The sequence below is a fragment of the Mucilaginibacter sp. Mucisp73 genome, assembly GCF_059491465.1.
Map to the genome: position 1 here is coordinate 4,309,341 of NZ_CP168507.1, position 22,021 is coordinate 4,331,361.

13 protein-coding genes are annotated in these 22,021 nt (G+C 43.6%); 5 read left to right on the forward strand and 8 right to left on the reverse strand.

Going from position 1 to position 22,021, the window contains the following annotated elements; genetic code table 11:
• Positions 1-3 precede the first annotated feature (3 nt).
• The 3 genes from ACEN82_RS17955 to ACEN82_RS17965 all read right to left on the reverse strand — a co-directional run bounded on the left by ACEN82_RS17955 (position 4) and on the right by ACEN82_RS17965 (position 5,513).
• Positions 4-942, reverse strand: a complete 939-nt coding sequence (locus ACEN82_RS17955) for a dihydrodipicolinate synthase family protein (RefSeq protein ID WP_413320396.1) — start codon at positions 940-942, stop codon at positions 4-6.
• A 121-nt stretch (positions 943-1,063) separates the two neighbouring features.
• Positions 1,064-2,461: a SusD/RagB family nutrient-binding outer membrane lipoprotein gene (locus ACEN82_RS17960; protein ID WP_413320394.1), complete on the reverse strand. Its 1,398-nt coding sequence runs from the start codon at positions 2,459-2,461 to the stop codon at positions 1,064-1,066.
• 25 nt (positions 2,462-2,486) lie between these two features.
• Positions 2,487-5,513, reverse strand: a complete 3,027-nt coding sequence (locus tag ACEN82_RS17965; RefSeq protein WP_413320392.1) for a SusC/RagA family TonB-linked outer membrane protein — start codon at positions 5,511-5,513, stop codon at positions 2,487-2,489.
• A 347-nt stretch (positions 5,514-5,860) separates the two neighbouring features.
• Between ACEN82_RS17965 and ACEN82_RS17970 the strand changes: the two genes are divergently transcribed.
• The 5 genes from ACEN82_RS17970 to ACEN82_RS17990 all read left to right on the forward strand — a co-directional run bounded on the left by ACEN82_RS17970 (position 5,861) and on the right by ACEN82_RS17990 (position 12,722).
• Entirely contained in the window at positions 5,861-8,230 is a 2,370-nt protein-coding gene (locus ACEN82_RS17970) for a beta-L-arabinofuranosidase domain-containing protein (RefSeq protein ID WP_413320390.1), read from the forward strand.
• Between the two features lie 27 nt (positions 8,231-8,257).
• Positions 8,258-10,660: a glycoside hydrolase family 127 protein gene (locus ACEN82_RS17975; protein WP_413320388.1), complete on the forward strand. Its 2,403-nt coding sequence runs from the start codon at positions 8,258-8,260 to the stop codon at positions 10,658-10,660.
• A gap of 153 nt (positions 10,661-10,813) precedes the next feature.
• On the forward strand, positions 10,814-10,993 hold the full coding sequence (locus ACEN82_RS17980; RefSeq protein WP_090532015.1) for a BF3379 family histone-like protein: 180 nt from the start codon (positions 10,814-10,816) through the stop codon (positions 10,991-10,993).
• Between the two features lie 283 nt (positions 10,994-11,276).
• On the forward strand, positions 11,277-11,858 hold the full coding sequence (locus ACEN82_RS17985; protein WP_413320386.1) for a cupin domain-containing protein: 582 nt from the start codon (positions 11,277-11,279) through the stop codon (positions 11,856-11,858).
• 21 nt (positions 11,859-11,879) lie between these two features.
• On the forward strand, positions 11,880-12,722 hold the full coding sequence (locus tag ACEN82_RS17990) for a hypothetical protein (RefSeq protein WP_413320384.1): 843 nt from the start codon (positions 11,880-11,882) through the stop codon (positions 12,720-12,722).
• 82 nt (positions 12,723-12,804) lie between these two features.
• Here ACEN82_RS17990 and ACEN82_RS17995 read toward each other — a convergent pair whose 3' ends face one another.
• From ACEN82_RS17995 to ACEN82_RS18015, 5 genes are all read right to left on the reverse strand, one after another.
• Positions 12,805-14,643 carry a glycoside hydrolase family 35 protein gene (locus tag ACEN82_RS17995; protein WP_413320382.1) on the reverse strand — a complete coding sequence of 613 codons (1,839 nt, stop codon included), beginning with the start codon at positions 14,641-14,643 and terminating at the stop codon, positions 12,805-12,807.
• Positions 14,644-14,692: 49 nt separating this feature from the next.
• The gene (locus ACEN82_RS18000) at positions 14,693-17,125 is read right to left on the reverse strand and encodes a glycoside hydrolase family 2 TIM barrel-domain containing protein (protein ID WP_413320380.1); all 2,433 of its coding nucleotides are present in this window, start codon (positions 17,123-17,125) and stop codon (positions 14,693-14,695) included.
• 22 nt (positions 17,126-17,147) lie between these two features.
• Positions 17,148-18,683 carry a glycoside hydrolase gene (locus ACEN82_RS18005; RefSeq protein ID WP_413320378.1) on the reverse strand — a complete coding sequence of 512 codons (1,536 nt, stop codon included), beginning with the start codon at positions 18,681-18,683 and terminating at the stop codon, positions 17,148-17,150.
• A gap of 54 nt (positions 18,684-18,737) precedes the next feature.
• Positions 18,738-20,240: an RICIN domain-containing protein gene (locus ACEN82_RS18010; RefSeq protein ID WP_413320376.1), complete on the reverse strand. Its 1,503-nt coding sequence runs from the start codon at positions 20,238-20,240 to the stop codon at positions 18,738-18,740.
• 70 nt (positions 20,241-20,310) lie between these two features.
• On the reverse strand, positions 20,311-22,011 hold the full coding sequence (locus ACEN82_RS18015) for a RagB/SusD family nutrient uptake outer membrane protein (protein WP_413320374.1): 1,701 nt from the start codon (positions 22,009-22,011) through the stop codon (positions 20,311-20,313).
• Positions 22,012-22,021: the final 10 nt, after the last annotated feature.

Genomic DNA, 22,021 nt, shown 5'->3' on the forward strand with positions numbered 1-22,021 from the left:
TTATTATAACGCTACTTCGGTTAATTTACCCCAGCTACCTACAGGCAATTCAGGCCTTGCGGCAAGTGCATCATTGATAATCTTTTGAACTTTTTCGCGCTCTGCCCCAATTAATGGCAAACGAGGCGCACGTACATTTTCGGTACCTATACCGGTTGCAACCTCAGCCAGTTTAATGTACTGTACCAATTTAGGATGGATATCCAGCTCAAGTACCGGCAAAAACCAACGATAAATAGCCAAAGCCTCGTCGTAACGTTTTGCTTTAACCAAACGGTAAATAGCCACGGTTTCTTTAGGGAAGGCATCAACCAAACCGGCAACCCAGCCATCTGCACCCATCACAAGGCTTTCCATAGCCAGCGGATCAACACCGGTAAAAATCTTGAACCTTTCGCCAAAACGGTTGATCATACGGGTAACGTTTGATATATCACGGGTTGATTCTTTTACCGCTTGGATGTTGTCATAAGCAGCAAGTTGTTCAAACATATCTAAAGTAACCTCAACTTTGTAATCAACAGGATTGTTATAGATCATGATTGGCAATTCGGTACTTTTTGCAATAGTAGTAAGGTAAGCAACGGTTTCACGAGCTTCGCTGTTATAACGCATAGGGGGCAACAGCATCAAACCATCGGCACCTTTATCAAAGGCTTTCTGAGCATACGCAACAGCCGCTTTGGTAGTTTGCTCTGCAATGTTCAAGATAACCGGAACTTTTCCTTTAACAAAGTCAACGGTGTGGGCAAGCAGCGCGAATTTTTCATCATCGCTTAAAACGCTTGCTTCGCCTAATGAGCCGCCTAATATAAATCCGTCAACACCGGCCTCAAGCTGGGCGTTCAGGTTTATATCAAAAGCATCAAAATCAAGTTCGTCATTATCTGTAAATTTAGTAGTTACTGCAGGGAGTACGCCTTTCCAATCAAAATTTATCATTGTATATTATTTTTCACAAAATTAAAATAGTAATAATTACGAATATTTAACAATTTAGCAGACACTAACCATATTTTAACCAATATAGCCTAATAGATGCCAATTGCCTGCTAAATAACGCCTATTGCGCATCCCACCAAACCCTGTCGGTAAGCTTGGCGTTTTGCTGCGGCTGCGGGTTTGCAGTCATTTCTGTTTGCGGATATAACACCCTGCGTGGAATGTCCGACAACGCATTCTTAACCTTAGTTAACGCCGGGTAGCCTGTACGCCTCCAATCAGTATAGTTCTCCATCGACAAGAAGTTAGCAACAACCTTTTCCTCAATAATAAGCTTCATGGCGTTGGCACTGGTAAGCGTTCCCCTTGAAGTTAAATAATTATCCGCAACGGCATCGGCAATACCCAGTTTTGACATATGCGATTTAACAGCCAGCATATATACCGGTTGCGCCGCGGTTGCTCCCGATATTACAAATGTAGCTTCAGCCTTTAAAAATAACGCCTCCGAGTAAGTAACAATATAGTTATTTGAGCTTGTACTTGCATAAAAAGAACCACCTAATGAATACGATTCCAAACTACCAATATCGTCCGAGCCGATTACTCTACCAGTATACAAACCCGTTTCAATTGCCGGGGCCACCATTTTTGATACGCGGGGATCTTTCCTGGCTGCAAAACCATCAACAAACGTTGAAGCTAATACCAGTGTTGAGCCCGGTAAAAAGTTTTGCTGCCACGGGTTTTCTGCCCCAGCACTACCGGCGAAAGGCATTTTCATATCATCATCATTACTTGTCATGCCGTTTTCAAGAGCGGTTAGGGCCAGTTGTGCCTGGGCGGCAGCTGTATGTCCCGGAGCTTTAGTGAGGTGCATATAATAACGCGCCTTTAATGTATAAGCCGCCTTTTTCCATTTGCTCATATCACCGGTGTAGTAAAAATCATCGCCAGTCGGCACCGTGGCACTGCTTTTGGCAATATCGGCAACAGCATTATCAAGCAGGGTTTGTATCTGCGTATAAACAGCTTCCTGACTGTCATAAGTTGGGGTACGATTATCTATACCTTGAAAAGCCTTTGAATACGGCACATCGCCCCAAACATCAGTAGCTGAGCCAAGCGTGTAAGCCAGCAAAATCTTTGATATGGCGGCGTAATTGGCATTACCATCGGCTTCCGCTTTTTTGTTTAACAGCACAAGGTTATTCATTACCTGCGTGTAAAAATTGTACCAATCACTATCCATATCCTGGTGATACATGAGGTAGGTGCCAAAGTTAGGTGGTACCTGGTTCAAGGCTATGACCTGCAGGTATTGTTGTAGTACTATGGCCAGATTAGCACCACCCGCGGCAGTGATATTTTGTGATATGGCAGCCTCAACCGGTGCAAGGATTTGTGCTTCTTTAACATCTATAGGCCTGTTAGGGTCCTGGTTTACATCAATGTATTTTTTACAGCCCGTAAAACTTACCAACGCGCATGTTATTAACGTGATATATTTATTTTTCATGACAATTTCTTATTAATGATTTAAATTATAGGGTAACTTTCAGGCTAAAATCAACTGATCTTGAGGTTGGGGTTGAGAATGAATAGATCCCCTGTGAACCATTTGATGAACCAAACGAGCTAACTTCCGGGTCGCCGCCGGTAAAATGCGGAGCGTGGATCCAAAGGTTGCGGCCCGTTACACTAAATGTTGCCGATTTGAAAGGGCTTTTGCTTAACCATGATGGTTTTAAAGTATAGCCCAAACTAACGTTGCGCAGTTTTACATAGCTGCCATCCTGTATAACCGATTCCAAAACACCGTTTGCACGCTGATAATAAGCCTGACCGTTAACCGCTACGGTGTTTGGCTGTCCGGTAGTAGCGTTTACACCGTCAACCACCCTTAAACCACGGTTTTCGGTCACTTTTGGTGTTCCGTAAAAATAGCCGTAGCCATCAACATTATTCTGGATATCACCGCCGCGTTTGATATCAAAAAAGAAACTGAAATTAAATTGTTTATACCTGAAGTTGTTGTTGATACCGCCAAGCCAGTTAGGGTTAATATTACCTACTATACCCTGTGTATCGTCCGCATATGGCAGGCCTGAATCATCAATCAATAACTTACCTGCCGCGTTACGTGCATAACGGGTACCGTATATCACTCCATAAGGCTGACCAACTATAACATTAGTAAAACCATTGCTAATCAATGACAGGTCCTTATCAAGGTAAAGTACTTTGTTCCGGTTACGAGTAAAATTCAAGGTAAGGTCCCAGTTAAAATCACGGCTCTTTACTGGCGTAACATTTAATAATAATTCGATACCCTTATTACGCATTATAGCCGAATTTACACTTGTATAAGCATAACCTGTTGATGGCGCAAGGGCCACTGTGGGGATGATCCCATCAATTGTTTTTTTGCTGTAGAATGAGGCTTCAAGGCTGATTCGATTATTAAAAAAGCCTGCTTCAAAGCCTGCTTCAAACTCGTTAATGCGTTCGTTTTTCAGATTGGGGTTACCAAGCACATCACTTTTCAAAAAGCCTGCCTGTCCTGCATAAGGGAATATAAGATTACGTATAGTTGCGCTATTATATGGTGTTAATAAAGTATAAGGACCTATGCCGCCGTCATTACCAACAGTACCATATGATACCCTTACTTTACCCAGGTTCATTACTTTAGAAAATTCCGGGCTAAAAAATTCTGAGAAGATGAAGCTACCGGCAGCAGAGCCATAAGGATAAAAGCTATGGTCTTTTGACAGTACTGAGTTACCATCATACCTTCCAGTTAATGATAATAGCAGGAAGCGTTTATACTCGATGTTTGACTGCAGATAAAAACCAACCTTACGTTGCAAGTATGAAGCCTCTTTATAAGTTACTGTTGAAGCAGATGACATATTGTACAAGCCAGGTACAGTTAAACCTACACCATTTGCATATGTATTTTCTGTATAATTTGAGATCAGGTTATTCCCAAGCACAACATCGACATTAAAATCGCCAAACTGCTTGTTAGCGCTAATCAATAAATCGTTATTGTACTGACGGTAAGTAAGGTTCTGATCAACCAGTCTTCCATTGGGGTTTGATACCGATTGGGTTGATTCATGGTACCTGTCCATTTCGGTATAAACATCGGCGCCAAACCTTTCGGTAATAGTTAACCATGAAAAAGGTTTATAATCCGCAGTAAACGTTGGTAAAAACCTGTTAACACCAGAGTGGTTTTTGATGTTATCTAAAACCCAATATGGGTTATTACGTGAAAAACGGTACAAACGCTGTGTACCATCTGCATTTAAATAAGGTTGCAAATTGTATGATACCGGCGCTGTAAAAATTGTCCAAACCGGGCTTTCCAGGGCATACCCTTCAGGTAGCCTGTCATTTTGCGAGTTTGAATAATTTAATTGAAAAGTAGTGTTCAGATTTTTTAGCACCTGCGCGCTATACTTTGCAAAAAAAGTATTACGCAAAAACTTGGTTGTTGGTACTGTACCCTGTTGGTTAAAATTAGCGTATGAAACCAGGTAAGTAGAATTGTTACCGCCACCGCCGATGTTAACAGTATTATTATACGTGTGGCCGGTTTTAAAAAACAGATCAGACTGGTTATAAACTTTCGCGGGTTGCCCATTTATTTTCAGGGTGTCCATGCGCGCACCCCATGATGTACTTGTTTTTTGATTTACACCATCATAATAAATACCGTTTGTACCTTGCGAATACTTATTTTGAATTTGAGGCAACAACGGGTTTTCAAAAGAAAAGTCGGACGAAAAAGTGATAAGCGGCTTTTGATTCAAAGCGCCGTTTTTTGTGGTAATAATAACAACACCATTTGCACCCTTTGAACCATAAAGGGCTGTTGCTGCCGCTCCTTTCAATACGTTCATACTGGCAATAATAGATGGATCAATGTCTGCTAACCTGTTCGTACCCGGCCCTGAATTAAGGTTACCTGTTTCAGCGTTATCAACCGGCACACCGTCAATAACCATTAAAGGCTCATTAATACCGTAAATTGATGATCCTCCACGAATCACAATCCTTGCCGAACTACCCGGCGTACCCGATGAACTTGTAACCTGCACACCTGCCACCTTACCCGCAATCGCATTTACAAGGTTGGGCTCTTTCGATTGCGCAATCGATTCGGCTTTTACCTCCTGGGAGCTGTAAGTTAAGATCCTTTTGTCGCGTTTTATCCCCAGAGCGGTAACAACAACTTCGTTCAGCTGTTTATTATCCTCGGCTAAAGCTACATTAACCTGAGCTTGTCCTGTTAACTTAATTTCCTGGGTTGCAAAACCAATAGCGGTTACCATAAGTGTACCCTGTCCGGGATAATTAAGGCTAAACATACCACTACCGTTGGTAACAGAGCCGGCGCTTGTATTTTTTATTTTAACGGAAGCGCCAACTATGGGCTCGCCCTTCTCGTCGGTTACCTTTCCTTTTAATGTTACTGTTTGCGCGTAGGTGCTGTAACAAAACACAAATACACTTAGTAAAGGCAAAATGAACCTCTTTAGTAATTGTTTAAACTTCATAAATTAAATTTTGGGGTTAAAAACTATATATTACATGCTGTATTTCAGACACGTAAAACTATCCGCGAGCTGCCCCTTATTTTTTTATGAAATTTGCCAATACTGCCCGTATCTTAACATTACTGTTACAATAGCATCAATTTGATATTATATTTATATAAAAACCAATTAAAACGTTAATATATTGATAGTTAATTCGCAGTATCGTTAATAAACTCACTGTAAATAACCTGCACGTTAAAAAAACGGATAAAATCCTGCTATCAACTGCAAAATATTATTCAAAATAATTGTGCAAAGCACACTAATTTAGTTGAAAGTTATTCTTACCGTTACACAAACATATCATGCTAATAAAAAAGTGGTTTAAATTGAACTTATGCCTCGTAGCCTGCTTAGCGGGGGCACAAACTATCCAGGCACAATCCTATGTACCCGAGTTAAACGATACACGGATAAAGATAAAACCGATAGTTCCGGTTAAAGCTTATTCATTTAATTTAAAGGATGTTCAATTATTGGAGAGCCCTTTTAAAACAGCGATGGATGCTGATGTTAAATATCTATTATCTATAGAGCCCGACAGATTACTTTCGGCCTTCCGCTCTCACTCGGGCCTTGCACCTAAAGGCAAAATGTACGAAGGCTGGGAATCATCAGGCTTGGCCGGCCACACACTGGGGCATTACCTGTCGGCCATTTCCATGCACTACGCATCAACCCGCGATCCTGAATTTTTAAAACGTGTAAACTATATAGTTAAAGAACTTAATGAATGCCAGGTTGCCCGCAAAACCGGCTACATAGGCGCTATCCCTAAAGAAGATACCGTTTGGGCCGAAGTTGCCAAAGGCGATATCCGTTCACGGGGTTTCGATTTAAATGGTGGCTGGTCGCCCTGGTATACGGTGCATAAGGTTATGGCAGGCTTGCTTGATGCCTATTTATATTGCAATAACACCGAGGCCTTAAAAGTGTGCAAAGGTATGGCCAACTGGACAGGGGAAACCATCAAAAACCTTGATGACGAAAAGCTTCAAAAGATGTTATTGTGCGAATACGGAGGTATGGCCGAAACGCTTGCTAACCTGTATGCTGTTACTGGTGATAAAAAATACCTCGAACTGTCATATAAGTTTTATGATAAAAAGATCCTCGATCCGCTATCACAAAAACAGGATATACTGCCCGGCAAGCATTCTAACACCCAGATCCCTAAGATAATAGCCAGTGCACGCAGATACGAGCTTACCGGCGATAAAAAAGATAAGGCTATAGCCGATTTCTTTTGGGAAACCATTGTTAACCACCATTCCTACGCAACAGGAGGTAACAGCAATTATGAATACCTGAGCGATGCCGACAAGCTGAACGATAAGCTTACCGAAAACACTACCGAAACTTGCAACACTTACAATATGCTGAAATTAACCCGGCACTTGTTTGCAGTAGCACCTTCGGCAATGCTGATGGATTATTATGAAAAAGCATTGTACAACCACATCCTTGCTTCGCAAAATCATTCTGACGGAATGATGTGTTATTTTGTACCGCTTAGAATGGGGGGCACCAAACATTACAGCACTCCGTTTGATGACTTTACCTGCTGTGTTGGTTCGGGCATGGAAAACCATGTAAAATACAACGAAAGCATTTATTTTAAAGGGGCTGATGGCAGTTTATACGTAAACCTGTTTATACCTTCAGTGCTTAACTGGGCAGCAAAAGGCCTTTCTGTAAAACAGCAAAGCAGCTTCCCTAATGATGATCATATCTCGTTTACGGTAAACACCCAAAAGCCGCTTATCATGGCTATCCGTATCCGTAAACCCAAATGGACCAGCGCTGCAACCATCAGCATTAACGGAAAAGCTCAAAATGCAACAACTGATGACCATGGCTATATCGTTTTAAACCGTAAATGGAACAACAACGATAAAATTGAATTTACCACACCCGAAAAGCTTTACACCGAAGCTATGCCCGATAATACCAACAGACGCGCTGTGTTTTACGGCCCTGTATTGCTTGCCGGTGTTTTAGGTGACACAGAGCCCGATCCACTGAAAGGTGTACCTGTATTTGTAACCAGCGAAACTGACCCTAACCAATGGCTGCAGATGGTTGATAAAAAACAGCTAAGTTTCCGCACGGTGAATATTTCAAAACCCGAACAAGTTACTTTGATCCCTTTTAATCAAACCCAAAATCAATACTATTCCGTTTACTGGGACGTATTTACACCACAGGCCTGGATTGTGCAGCAAAAAGCGTATGACGAGCAAAGGAAAAAACAACAGGAGTTAGAAGCCCGCACCATGGACATTTTACGTGTAGGCGAAATGCAGCCCGAGCGCGATCATAACTTCAGCAGTGAAAACGCCACCACCGGCGAAGATCATCAAAAGAAATGGCGCTCCACAGAGAACGGCGGCTACCTTCAATACGAAATGAAGGTTGATGCCAATGCACAAAACACGCTAATTAACAGCTATTGGGGCATGGATAACCGCGGCAGAAAATTTGATATCCTGATTGATGGCGTTAAGCTGGCTTCTGAAGATTTGAACCAGTACAAAGAAAGCCGCTTTTATGATATCAGCTACATCTTACCTATTGAACTGACAAAAGGCAAACAAAAAGTAACCGTAAAACTGCTGCCGCAAAAAGAGAACAGCGCAGGCCCGGTTTACGGCAGCCGGATGGTTAAAAACTAATTTTAAAAGTAAAAGAACTTGAATATCATGATCAATAAACAAAAAGCTGTCGGTGTGCTTGCCCTTTCATTGGCTGCACTTACAAGTCCGGTATTGGCACAGCAAAAAGATTACCCTATTCAACCTGTTGTCTTCACCAGCGTGCATGTAAATGACAACTTTTGGCAGCCCAAAATGGAAGTAAATGCCACCGTTACCATTCCGTATGTGCTGGCGCAATGTAAGGCAAACGGGCGTATGGATAACTTTTTACGTGCGGCAAAAAAACTGGGTGGCGATAAACTAAGTGAGTTTCCGTTTGATGATACAGACGTTTATAAGGCCATTGAAGGTGCATCCTATTCTATGCAGAATAAAAGGAACCCGCAGCTTGATAAATCCATTGATAGCCTCATCTCCATTATTGGCGCGGCCCAGGAGCCAGATGGCTATCTATACACTTTCAGGACTGTTAACGCCAAAAAGCCGCATGAATGGATAGGTTCCAAACGCTGGGAAAAGGAAGAAGATCTAAGTCATGAGCTATATAACGCAGGCCACCTTTATGAAGCCGCTGTAGCACATTACCAGGCAACCGGTAAACGCACATTGCTCAACATTGCCATAAAAAATGCTGACCTGCTGGTTAAAACCTTCGGGCCGGGCAAAATTGAGGAGTATCCGGGCCATCAGATAGTGGAGATCGGTCTTTCAAAAATGTACCGGGTTACCGGCAACAAACAATACCTTGACCTGGCTAAATTCTTTTTAGATGTACGCGGACCAAAAGGAGATGCTTACAACCAGGCCGATAAAAAGGTAGTTGACCAGCATGAAGCCGAAGGGCACGCGGTACGGGCTGCTTACATGTACACCGGCATGGCCGATATTGCTGCATTGACAGGTAATACCAAATATTTGGCAGCCATAGATGATATCTGGAGCGATGTGGTAACCAAGAAATTATACATCACCGGCGGCATCGGTGCAACCGGGGCAGGTGAAGCTTTTGGCGAGGCATATCAATTGCCTAATATGTCGGCCTATGCAGAAACCTGTGCGGCCATTGGCAACGTTTACTGGAACAATAGGATGTTTTTACTGCATGGCGATTCGAAATATATTGATGTGCTTGAACGTACGCTTTATAATGGCCTGTTATCGGGCGTCTCGTTGAGTGGTAACAGATTTTTCTATCCAAATCCGCTGGCTTCCATGTTCCAGCACCAGCGCAGCGCATGGATCAGCTGCGCCTGCTGTATCAGCAACATGACCCGATTTTTACCTTCATTACCGGGTTATGTGTATGCCAAAAACAAAAACGACCTGTACGTTAACCTGTTTATGAGCAACTCAAGTAATATCAAACTTACTGAGGGTAACGTGAACATAGTACAGCAAACGGATTACCCATGGAAAGGCAGGGTGGATATCACTGTTAACCCGGATAAAGCGGGTGAATTTACATTAAGGGTACGTATCCCGGGCTGGGCAAAGCAACAACCTGTACCCGGCGATCTGTATACCTTCATGGATAAGAAGTCTTTCCCGCTTACATTGATGATCAACGGGCAGGCAAAATCATTTGAAACAGAAAAAGGCTACGCCGTATTAAAACGCACCTGGAAAAAAGGCGATAAGGTTTCACTTTTATTACCGATGGAAACTGAAAAGGTATTGGCCAATCAACAGGTTAAAGATGACCGCGGCAGATTTGCCTTTGAGCGTGGCCCAATTGTTTATTGTCTTGAAGGCCCGGATAACAAAGACAGCCTGGTGCAAAACATATTGATTGATAAAAACGCCATTGCCGATGCCAACTATCATGCCGACCTGCTCAACGGCGTTGATGTAATCAGTGCCGAAGGAAAAAGCGCCAAACGCCAACTAAAAACCGACAGCATTTTACAAACCGACCAAATGGTGAAGGCTATCCCCTACTATGCCTGGGCCAATCGCGGTCCCAGCGAAATGACCGTTTGGATCCCTTATGAAACTTCGGCAGTGCGGCCAAAACCGGCACCTACCATTGCCAGCACCAGCAAAGTAAGCGCGTCGTTAAAAAACGTAAGGATGTTTGCTGCAATAAAAGACCAGTATGAACCCGCCGATTCCAAAGATACCAACTACCCATACCTGCACTGGTGGCCTGCAAAAAACACCAATGAGTTTGTGCAGTATGATTTTGATACTGAACACACCGTTAGTGAATCAAAAGTTTACTGGTATGATGACGGCCCATGGGGTGGCTGCCGCATCCCGGTATCGTACAAGATCCTGTATAAAAAAGACGGGCAGTGGGTTCCGGTGAAAAACACCACACCTTATACCATAAGTAAAGACAGTTTTAACGTGGTTACATTTGAACCGGTTGCCACTACAGCTTTACGGATGGAAATCCAGTTACCGGTCGATAATTCTACCGGGATCCATGAATGGGCGGTTAAATAACCTCTTGTTATCCATAATAACAGTAAAGCCTTTCCGTTTATGCGAAAGGCTTTACTATTTTAATTACACCGCAACGGAATACTTTAAGTATGAAAAGCCCATTTTACCTATAAACTTATATTCCCTACATTTGCGGCCTTAAAAAATAAAAAAATGATAAATTTCGAAAAAGTGAAAGAAGTAATCGCAGCTGCTGAAGCTGATGCGGCAAGCTTTTATGAAAAAGGTAACAAAGCTGCCGGTACAAGGTTGCGTAACGCTATGCAACAATTAAAAGTATTAGCTACGGATATCCGTAAAGAAGTTACCGAAAAGAAAAACGCAGCAGCTTAATCACTGTTAAAAATGTTTTTAGATAAAGCGGGGCTGGTTTTCCATGTACCCGCTTTATTTTTTTTGATCCCACTGCCATTTCAATGACTCGCTTTGGTTTTTCCACCCCGGCTAATTGCCTAAAGCGCAACAAGGCATAGCAAGTACAACCGACTGCCCAACACACAGGTTTAAAATGTTACGAACCAGAAAGTATTTGTAACAAACTCAAAAGTATTTTCACTCCCGCTGATCTTTCTTTGTATACCTTCTGAAGCAATATTTATAATCAAAACAATCCGATATGAAACGGAATACATTTGTACGCACTTTGATGGGCGCTGCCACATTTTTAGCCATTCCATTTGATGGAGTTGCCGACAACATACTCAAAACCAGGGAAAAGAAAGGCTGTAAAACCGATGCAGGAGCTGATCGCGCTGAAAATCCAATGCACTTATTTGATGGTGATACTTTCTATACCAAAGTTTCAACCAGGGATACTGATGGTGATATGTATGTTTATGAATCAACCCGGGTTAAAAAAGGCGGGCCTAACCTGCACGTACATTATGAACAGGACGAATGGTGGTATATTTTAGAAGGTGAATTTCAAATAAAAGTAGGCGACCAGCTATTCCATGCCAAACCGGGCGACAGCGTATTTGGACCGCGGGGCGTTCCGCATGCGTTTACGAAAATAGGCGATGATACGCCTGCCAAAATGATTACCACGTTTCAGCCGGCCGGTAAAATGGAAGCTTGTTTCCAGGCACTGAGCGATGGTTTGATGAAAGGTAAATCCGAAGCCGAACTTGATGAATTCAGGAAACAACATGGTTTTGAGCGGGTGGGCCCACCGCTTGATGTTTATAAAAAATTTTAACTACCCGTTTAACTAACGATTATGAAGTCGCTTACTTTTAAACAGAAACTGAGCCTGGTTTACTTATGCCTGGTGCCATTAGTAGTTATGGCTATTGGCTTTGGCGTGGGCCATATAAGCTATAAAATTTATTTACCGGTTTGGATTGTTAACGCCTGTTTCATGATAACCGCGATATGGAACCTGGGTGCGCGCAACTTTAGTAGTGATAACCGGGAAACAAAACATCAGGTAGTTACAGCTTTAATGTTGTTTATGCCCTGGCTATTCCTTTCCATTTTCGCGGGAATGGGGCCACCTCCTGCAACCTTACAAGGTTGGGTTAATTCCGCTGCCGAGCAGCAGATCCGGTATACTATACTCATTGCCGGCGGTATTTTATTCGCGCTGGGTTCGGCATTGTTGAAAGTAAAATTACAGGCGGCAGGCGAAAATCTATATTCGGTAATGGCTTCAGCAGCGATTAATCTTTCATTGCCACTCTTTATCATCAACATGGCTTTTTGGGGGTATTACCTAACCGATGCATTCCGGGTGTTTATACAATCAGGTGTTTCAAAACGTCCGGACTTGCATGGGCCAATAAAAAGTTTATTTTATGTGATCAGTATAGCCGAAGTATTACTGATGTACCTTGGTACCGTATTTTTTGCCGTTTCACTTAAAGTCACCGGGCTTTTTAATCCGGTTGCCTGCCGGTATTATATCATCTTCGGTTTAATCGGCATGGTGCTGGTTTTATTACCATCCTACTGGCCCGAGCCATTCGGCACCGCCGGTTTTCTTGTTGCTATACCGGCCATTCCTTTTATAATGCCATACCTCATTGGTATACACCTGTTAAAGCATGCTAAAGCTGATTAGCTGAATTGTAATATAAAAAAAAAGGAGCTGCTACTTTTTCTTTAAAGTAACAGCCCCCTCTTTTTAATTGACTACCCTGGCCCTATTTCCCTAAAACATCCAAAACAGGGTGATCAATAGCATTCAATGTATTTTCTGATGGTTTTATCAGTTCAAGTACGGTAATTTCATTGTTACCTTTTTTGAGCCATTCAACCGGCACATACAGGGTTTGCTGCGGACCGCAATTCCAATAGCGGCCTAAGTTGTGTCCGTTGAGCCAAACAATGCCCTTACCCCATGTACTCATATCAAGATAGGTATCGGCCAATTTATCAACCTTGAAAACTGCTTTTTTCAATTGTGGTGTGTTGTTAGCTGCAACCTTTTTAATTGCCGGATTTGTTTTCACTTTATTGATATCATCAAAAGGCAGTGAATACATTTTCCAGTTTTTCAGCTCAGTACCGCCAAAAAGTACTTTTTCGGTAACACCCTTTTTGTTTTTCAGCAGATAAGGCCCAAAATTGATGCGGCCAAGGTTTTCAACCAAAATATCCAGTGTCACCTTTCCTTTTGGTAAGCTGATCATCAAGCTGTCCTGGTATTTGCGCCTGTCGAGTATCCCTACACGTTTACCATTTACGAAGATCATACCATAATCGCGCAGGTCTTTCAGTTTAAGCAGACCAGATTTGCCGCCGTTAATGGTTGTACGATACAACACAAAACCGTAAGCCTGGTTCAGGTCTTCAAAAGTAAGCGGAGTGTTGTTGGTCTTCGCGAGCGGCAACACATTAAACAAACTGGTTGATTTGGTAAATTTAATTGCAGGCAAACCCATAGCAGGTTTAGCAGCCGGAACTTCGGGCAGGGTTACGCCTGCCGGAAGGTGTTTACTAATCACCTCTCTAAACTTCATGAACTTGTCGGTAGCGTTACCTGCCTCGTCAAGCGGGGCATCATAATCATAACTACTGATTTGCGGTTCATATGGATTTTGATCATTATAGTTTGCACCGTTCATGAAGCCGCGTGTTGTACCGCCATGAAACATATACATGTTAATGGAAATACCTGCTGCCAATACAGAATCAAGCTTTGGTATAAATTTAGCCGCCGGTACAGTATGATGCGCGGTTCCCCACCAGTCAAACCAGGCCGGGTACCATTCGGCAATAAAATAAGGGCCTTTGCCATTATAATTTTCGCCGATCAATTTTTTAACTTTTGTTACATCATCAACACCGTTTATAGCAGGCAGCAAGCCCGGTAAATGACCATCCTTTATAGCTGGTTCAGGGTCGCAGGTGTAAAGCTGGCCGTCAAAACCGGCGTCTATAAACATTTTGCGGTTAAGGGCCAGATAATCTTTATCGCTGCCGTACGACCCGTATTCATTCTCTATCTGTACCATTAAAATATTGCCGCCGTGGTTCACCAGCAGGGGTGACAGCTGCTTACCTACCTGGGTAAGATATTTTTTATAAGCTTCCAGGTATTTAGGCTCCTTGCTGCGCACCACTAAGCCCTGCTCTTTTTCAAGCCAGTAAGGATAGCCGCCAAACTCCCATTCGGCGCAAACGTACGGGCTTGGGCGCAGTATCACCCAAAGGCCTTCCTCCTTTGCTATTTTAACAAACTCAGCAATATCATGATTGCCTGTAAAATCATAATGCCCTTTTTGTGGCTCGTGAACATTCCAGAAAACATAGGTGCCAATAGTATTTAAACCCATTGCTTTGGCCATTTTCATACGCTGGCGCCAAGCCTCGCGCGGAACGCGGGTATAGTGCATTTCGCCTGAAATGATCTGCAGCGGTTTACCATCAAGCAGAAATGTGGTATCGCCAAGAGCAAAAGTATGCTTGGCATTTTGCGCCTGCAGCTTTGCGGATGCAAACAGGATAACAAAGAGGAACAGTAGTTTTATAAGTTTCATAAATTGAAAAAATGCAGGGTTTTAGTTTTTATTTGTATAAAGGGGTTGACTATTTTACGGTTAATTTTATAGTTGATGATTTAAGATTACCGGCACTAAACTGAACCTGTACAACGCCAGGTTTACCTGTAGTTTGCACGTAGGCCAACAAGCGCCCATGCAATGCTTTACGTTTATTTGATTGGTAGCTTTCATGACTGCTGTTGCTGCCACTTTCAAGGCCTAATAGTTTAGCCGCACCGTTAATTGTTACTGTTATCTCATCGGTAGCAGTAAATACAGGGTTCCCGTTTTTATCGGTAATGTAAACCTCAATCTGGCTCAAGCCTTTTGTGTTATGGTTAAACAGGGTATTATCAGCTACCGTTTTAAGTTGATAAGCATCGCCGGCTGTTTTTATGCTATTGGTACATACTTCAATGCCGTTGTTGAAACCTTTAACAACCAGCTCGCCCGGCTCATAGTCAACCTGCCATGATGGAACTTGCCCTCTTGCAGCGCCGCGTGTTTGTTTGCCAAGGGATTTGCCGTTCAGGAACAATTCTGTTTCCTGGCAATTGGTAAAGCAATCAACTTTTACTTTACTGCCAGATTGCCAATTCCAAACAGGCTCGGCAGTACGGTGGCTCCAGATCCCTTTGTCATCGGTCCCGGTTATAGGACGTGCACCTATATAAGCCATGGGCTTGTCCGACCAAAGACTTTGCCTGAAGAAATATTCAGGCTTTTTAAAGCCGGCCAGGTCAATAAGTCCTGCTCCGTTACTGCGTTGCGGCCATTTGCCGGCTTCACCCAGGTAATCTATACCAGTCCACAGGTATTGGGCCGAAATATATTCGTTACTGTCAACAGCGTTCCAGGCTTGTTTTTGCATGCCGTTCTCACTGCCGTAAATGATCCGGTTGGGGTATTTTTTATGATCTTCAGGGTACCTGTATTCCTGGTAATTATAGCCCACAACATCTAATACATCAGGGTAGCCTATTTCGTTCGACATCACCACACCGGCCAGCGCGGCCGTTACCGGGCGGGTTTGATCAACGGCTTTTACAGCTTTAACTAATTGTTTGGCTATCGGTGTTAGCCCGCTTGCCGCTGGATGATCAGGCAGGTAGCCCTTACCATAGATCTGCGGGTTGCGGCCCGTGTTTAACACCTCATGGGTATATGGGTCGTTGGGGTAATCTATTTCGTTACCAATGCTCCACATAATGATAGATGGATGGTTACGCGCTCGCAGTACCATATCAGCTACATCCCGGTCTGCCCATTCTTTAAAATATTCGTGGTATCCGTTTTTGGATGGCGTACCAACATTCCAGCCTGCTACCCATTTGTTTTTTCCTACCTCCCATTCATCAAAAGCTTCGTCCATTACTAAAAAGCCCATCTTATCGCACAAATCGTATAAATAATCTGCATGAGGGTTATGGCTTAACCTGAGTGAGTTTACTCCCGCATCCTTTAATAATTTCAACCTGCGTACCCAAACCTCCTGTGGAACAGCTACCCCCAGGGCACCGGCATCATCATGGATACATACGCCTTTGAGCTTGGTGCTTTTATCATTCAAAAAGAAACCTTTATCCTTGTCAAAACGGATACTGCGGATCCCTACAGATTGCGTTACCTCGTCAAATGCTTTACCATTGCGGCTAAGTGAAACCTGTAATTTATAGAGCTCGGGCTTTTCGGTATCCCATAGTTTGGGGGACGATAATTCTTTCTCAAACTCAACCTCGTGTACTCCCGGTTTTGCTTTTATTTGTTTTTGGAGGGCAATAGCCGCTTTTCCTTTCCCATCAAGCAGGTTTACTTTCACTAATACAGAAGCATCAACTTTGTCGCTGTTGGTAACACTCACCTTAATTTTTGCTGTAGCTTTAGCTGCCGAAACATCGGGCGTGGAAAAGGCCACATCCCAGGGGGCTATGTGTACCTGGTCTTTAACGATGAGGTATACATTACGATAGATACCAGAACCGGTATACCACCTCGAATCAGCAAATTCGCTATGATCTGCCCTTACAGCTATCGTATTTTTTCTAGTTAAATTTAGATACTTGGTCAGCTCATACTGAAACGAAATAAAACCATTTGGACGTTTACCTAAATAATGCCCGTTGACCCATACCTCGCTATTTTTATATACGCCATCAAAGTAAATATAAACCTGCTTCCCCTTCCATGCAGTATTACCGGCGAAGCTCTTTTTGTACCAGCCAATCCCCCCGGGCAAATAACCGGTAGCACTTGCCCATTCGTCGCTAAAAGGACCTTCAATACTCCAGTCATGCGGCAGATCGACAGTTCTCCATTGCGTTTCGGAAGCGATCCCCCTGATCCCCGTGCTGATATTGCCCTTGTGGAAAGACCATGCCGCATTAAATAAAACCGGCTTGCCAATGCCCTGGGCCTTAAGTAGGCCAGGCAGCATTAACATGCCAAATACAAAAAGAAGCAGATGTTTTTTATTTTTCATTTGATGATAGAGAGATAAAATGCTATTTGATGACACCTGTAAACGTGACAATAGAACGTGCCGGAACAACATTCTTATCACCGGTTATTTTACCGGCTTTAAGCTCATTAACCTGCGATGTTAAATAGGATGATGTAAACTGAACTTTAGCATTATCTATATGGAATGTCGCGCTTACCTCATTGGCACCCTGGTTAACTACAACCACGGTTAAGTTTTTTCCATTTTTAAATGCCGATACCAGCAAGGGTTTTCCCTCGGCTACTGATGAAACTTCGGCATCAACCCTCACAGCTCCGGGTTTAACAAATCTGCTGTAGTTACCCATGGCCCAAAGCATTTTACTGCCGTAAAAATTGCCGTCGGTTTTATTTTTGTCGATGTAGATGAGGCCATCCTTATAATCATAGGCCGAAATGGCTGTCCACCATTGCCAGGCCGACGCGTTGGCCGCTGTAAGATCGGTGTGGATCACCGATGCTAAATAAAGCGCGGCATCAATACCTAGATCACGCTTGTTACCGTCTATCTCACCCGCATTATCGCCTAAGATGCAATACTCCGATTGCCAGAAATCAAGACCATTAATAGTCGCAACACTATCGGCCAATGCCCTGCGAGCTTTTACTGACGATGCCATTGGCGACGTAGTGAAATAGCTGTGCGCCGCGATAGTTTTGGCTACCGAAGGCAGGTCGCCTACGTAATTGGCCGATCCCGGTTTAAAAAAATCGGTTATCTGACTGCCTTTACCCGGCTTATCACCTTTAGTAAATAAATAGTTGATACTCCCGGCCTCGCCAACCAAAATCTTTGAGCTAATCTTATTACTTACGAATTCTTTATTGATGGCCCGTATCAATCCTGCTACCTCGGCATTATTATATGGGGCACCTTCCTGACCGCCATCGCTCCAATCCCACTGCGGTTCGTTTACCGGGCTTATGTAATCAAATTTTACTTTGGTTACCTGCTCAACTCCCTTTACAACTTTAGCCAGGAACACGGCATAACTATCATACTTATCCGGGGCTATATTAACTTTGCCATCGGTAGCATAAGCCTTACCGTTAATGGTAAACTGCACTAGCGGACTGTTATTAAAACCTAAAAATTGCTTAACCCCGCGCTTTTTGGCAGCCTCAAGAAACCACAACTGCCCGGCCTGGTTTTGCCAGTTATAGCCGCCATCGCCATTTAAAAACGATTCAGCACGGCGCCACTCGTCCTTAATGCCACTTTCGTTTCCCTGCTGGGTACTGCCAGCACCAATGTTAAACCTCCATAATGATAAGCCTATACCTTTAGGCGATCCATTGGCATAGGTATCCTGGCTAAAAAGCAGGTCGGCAATTTTATTGCGCTTATCATCAGGCCAGTTACCCACAAACTGGCATGCCCACGCATCCGACGCACCAAAATTGCTAATGGTTTGGTGCGTTTTTGAAAAATTGATATCAATAGTTACTTCTTTGCCCTGGCCGCTTACAAAAGGAATATTAATCCCCAAAACGGCCGCAGCCAGCAGTATTTTTTTTATAGTAGTTTTTATTATCATCGTGTTTAAATCAACAAATAAAACAGCACTGTTTAGCGCTGTTTTATTGCAATATTATTGTTGCACTATTTGCCATTGCTGGTTAGTAGCGCCGCCATAAGGCCACTGAATGATGCCTGCACCATTTGTGGTTGATGCGCCGTTAACATCAAGCGCAAGCCCGCTGTTACGGTTAAGTACTTTATAAATACCATCGCTGGTAGTAGTAAGCTGCCATTGCTGGTTGTTGCCGCCGTTCCACGGCCATTGTATAATGCCCGCGCCATTGGCTGTTGAACTCATATTAACATCAAGCGCCTGCGTGCTGTTGCGGTTAGTTATTTTATAATAGCCACCGCCATTAGCAGCAATAACCCATTGCTGGTTATTGCCCCCGTTTTGAGGCCATTGTATGATGCCGGCGCCGTTGGTGGTTGACCCACCATTAACATCAAGCGCCTGGCCGCTGTTAACATTTAAAAACCTGTAGTATGCACCGGTATAAAATGTATCGGTACCACCGGCACCTACTCCCCAGGCATATTTAATGCGACTTAACCCCGATGCATTTGTGGTTGATACAGTAAGGCTTGTACCTGTGCCGCTTAGTTGTTGAATGGCATAGCTATCGCCGGTACGTACGCCCGGCCAGTAAACTGCCCCCATACCGTAAGCACGTGCCTGGTTGGTTAAACCCTGCAGGTATGCTATTTCCTGGTCACCGCCAATAGCGCCGGTGTAATTTTTACCGCCTGTCATCGGGATACCAAACTCGGTAAGCACCGCACGGCTGCTATAGGCGCCGATATTGCCTTTTAAGCGATTTTCCCATTGCAAAGCGGTTGTCAATGTGCCATTGCTGAAAAAGGTATAATCATGTATAGATAAAAGGCAGCCCGAAAAACGGCTATCGGCACCAACACCGGTAATATCCTGCGAATAGGAAGTACCGCTGATCAGTATCCTTCCCTGCGGGATGGAAGGATAATTGCTTAACCACTGGGCACAGATGGTTGTCCAGTCGGTTAAAGAATAGCCATGCGGCTCGTTAAATATTTCAAAGTATACGTGGGCATTGCTGCCATATTTGGTAACAATGGTTTGCCACATCGACCAAAATTCGGTGGTATTATCTATCTTCCCATCTTCGGATGATTTGGCTTCCCAATAACCCAGTATCACATTCATCCCCTTGCTCAATGCTTTATCAATAACACCTGTGTAAGAGTTCCACCAGGTTTGCGATACGGTTGAATAGTTTACAGGCAGCCTTACCGTATTTGCCCCTGTATTAGCCTGTATGCCTGTTAATACAGCATCAGCTTTAGCCGATACCGTGGCGTAACTATCGGCGGATGTTAAGCCGCTTAATACCAGTATTCCATCACTAAAGTTATCACCATCGGCAGCCCAGTTCACGCCTTTCAGCGCGCTTGCCGGTGTTGAATCTGTGGTTACTGTTTTATCTCCTGTTTTTACTTCATCCTGGTTTGATGATTTTTTTACTGATACGATATCCTTTTTACACCCGGCCGCCAAACAACACATCGCTAATAATGCAATACTTAAGTTCTTCATAATTTGTTATAGGTTAGAATTGGGAGAAAAAAGGGGGAAGAGAGAAGCTCTTCCCCCGGAATATTGGTTATTAGTAACCAGCGTTTTGTTGCAATTGGCCACCAGACGCCTGGATCTCGGCCCTTGGTATCGGCAACCAATAATGTTTGGTTGCAAAAGAACGGCCATCCAAGGCTACTTTTGGTGTATAAGCAAAGCTGCCATCAGCGTTTTTGGTGATGATCACCCCACCCGCCGGTTTATTTTCGGTAACATCAGCAATTTTCCAGCGGCGTACATCGTAAAAACGGTGCTCTTCAAATGCCAGCTCAACACGACGCTCGTAACGTACGGCATCACGCATCTGTGATTGCGACATACCTGAAGCCAAAGCCGGCATATTAACACTTGGACGAGAACGGATCAGATTAATCGCTGTACGTGCAGATAAGGTTGAACCCGAAGGGATCACATCCGGTCCGTAAGCTTCGTTAGCTGCCTCAGCAAAGTTTAAAAGGATCTCGGCATAACGGAAATAGATCCACGGCTGGAAGCCCGCGTTACCCCACGGATTTTGAAGCGGATATGCATCATTCATATATTTTTTGAGGTAATAACCTGTTTTGGTAGTATTCCAGTTATCTGCTCCGTCTTTGCTATCCTTACCACCTGGAATAAAAGATTCAATAGCCCGGCCCCTGTACATCGCACCATTGTATAATACAGTAGCTGCAAACCTTGGGTCGCGGTGATCATAAGGGTGTGTCGGATCATAACCTGATGTTGGGTCGGTAATGGCCTTACCATTATCCATTTCATAATCATCAACCAGGTTTTGCAGCGGTGTATTACCGGCCCAGCCGCCATACCCATTTGGCCCGTTGGCTATTTCAAGGTGGGTATGGTTGGCATTTTTAGTATATAAACGTTCAAAAATAGTTTCGTTGGTTTCGTTAACTAAAAACAGATTATTATAGCCACCAGTGTAGATACCATATTTATTCAAACTGATAACTGCCTGTGCGGCGGTAACCGCATCGGCCCAGGTACCTGCAGCATATAATGGGCTTGCAGCATATAATTTTAGTCTTGACTTTAAAGCCAGTGCCGCACCTTTTGTAGCACGCCCCAAAAGCCAGCTACCATCATTATTTAAAGGCAGTTTTGAAGCTGCATCATCAAGCTGAGCAGTAGCGTAATCGATACTCTCTTTTATAGATGCGCGCTTAAACAGCGATGGATCCTGCAAATTATCGGTAAGCTGGGTAACCTTATCACCTATCAAAACAACCCCCCCATAGTTACGGATCAAATCCTGGTAACGGAAGGCCCTGATAAATTTAAGCTCACCTTCAATAAGTCTTTTATGTCCGGCACTCATCGCTATTTTCGGCAAGATGCTCAAAGCATAATTACATTCCCTGATGCTGCGGTAGCTTCGGGCCCAAAGTACACCTGCACCACCTAAGTTTTCCGGAGCCAGCTGTCCTCTTTGGATAAGCCAGGTAGCATCATCATTATTATAGATCGATTCATCGGTTAAAGAACTCCACATGCTGTATTCAAAGCCACGGCCAAAACCAGGGTTTGATCCGTCACCTTCCTTGTCCTGAAGTTTAGCGCCGATATAGCGATTGGTTACATAAGCTTCAAACACTGCTGTATCCGATTCAATGGCCGATGTAGCAATCCTGTCCGTAGGTTGTACATCTAAAAGGCTCTTTTTACAAGCCGTAAAGCTCATCATACCGCATATCATTAAATATAGCGGGGTTTTATATTGTAGTTTCATTATCGTCTCT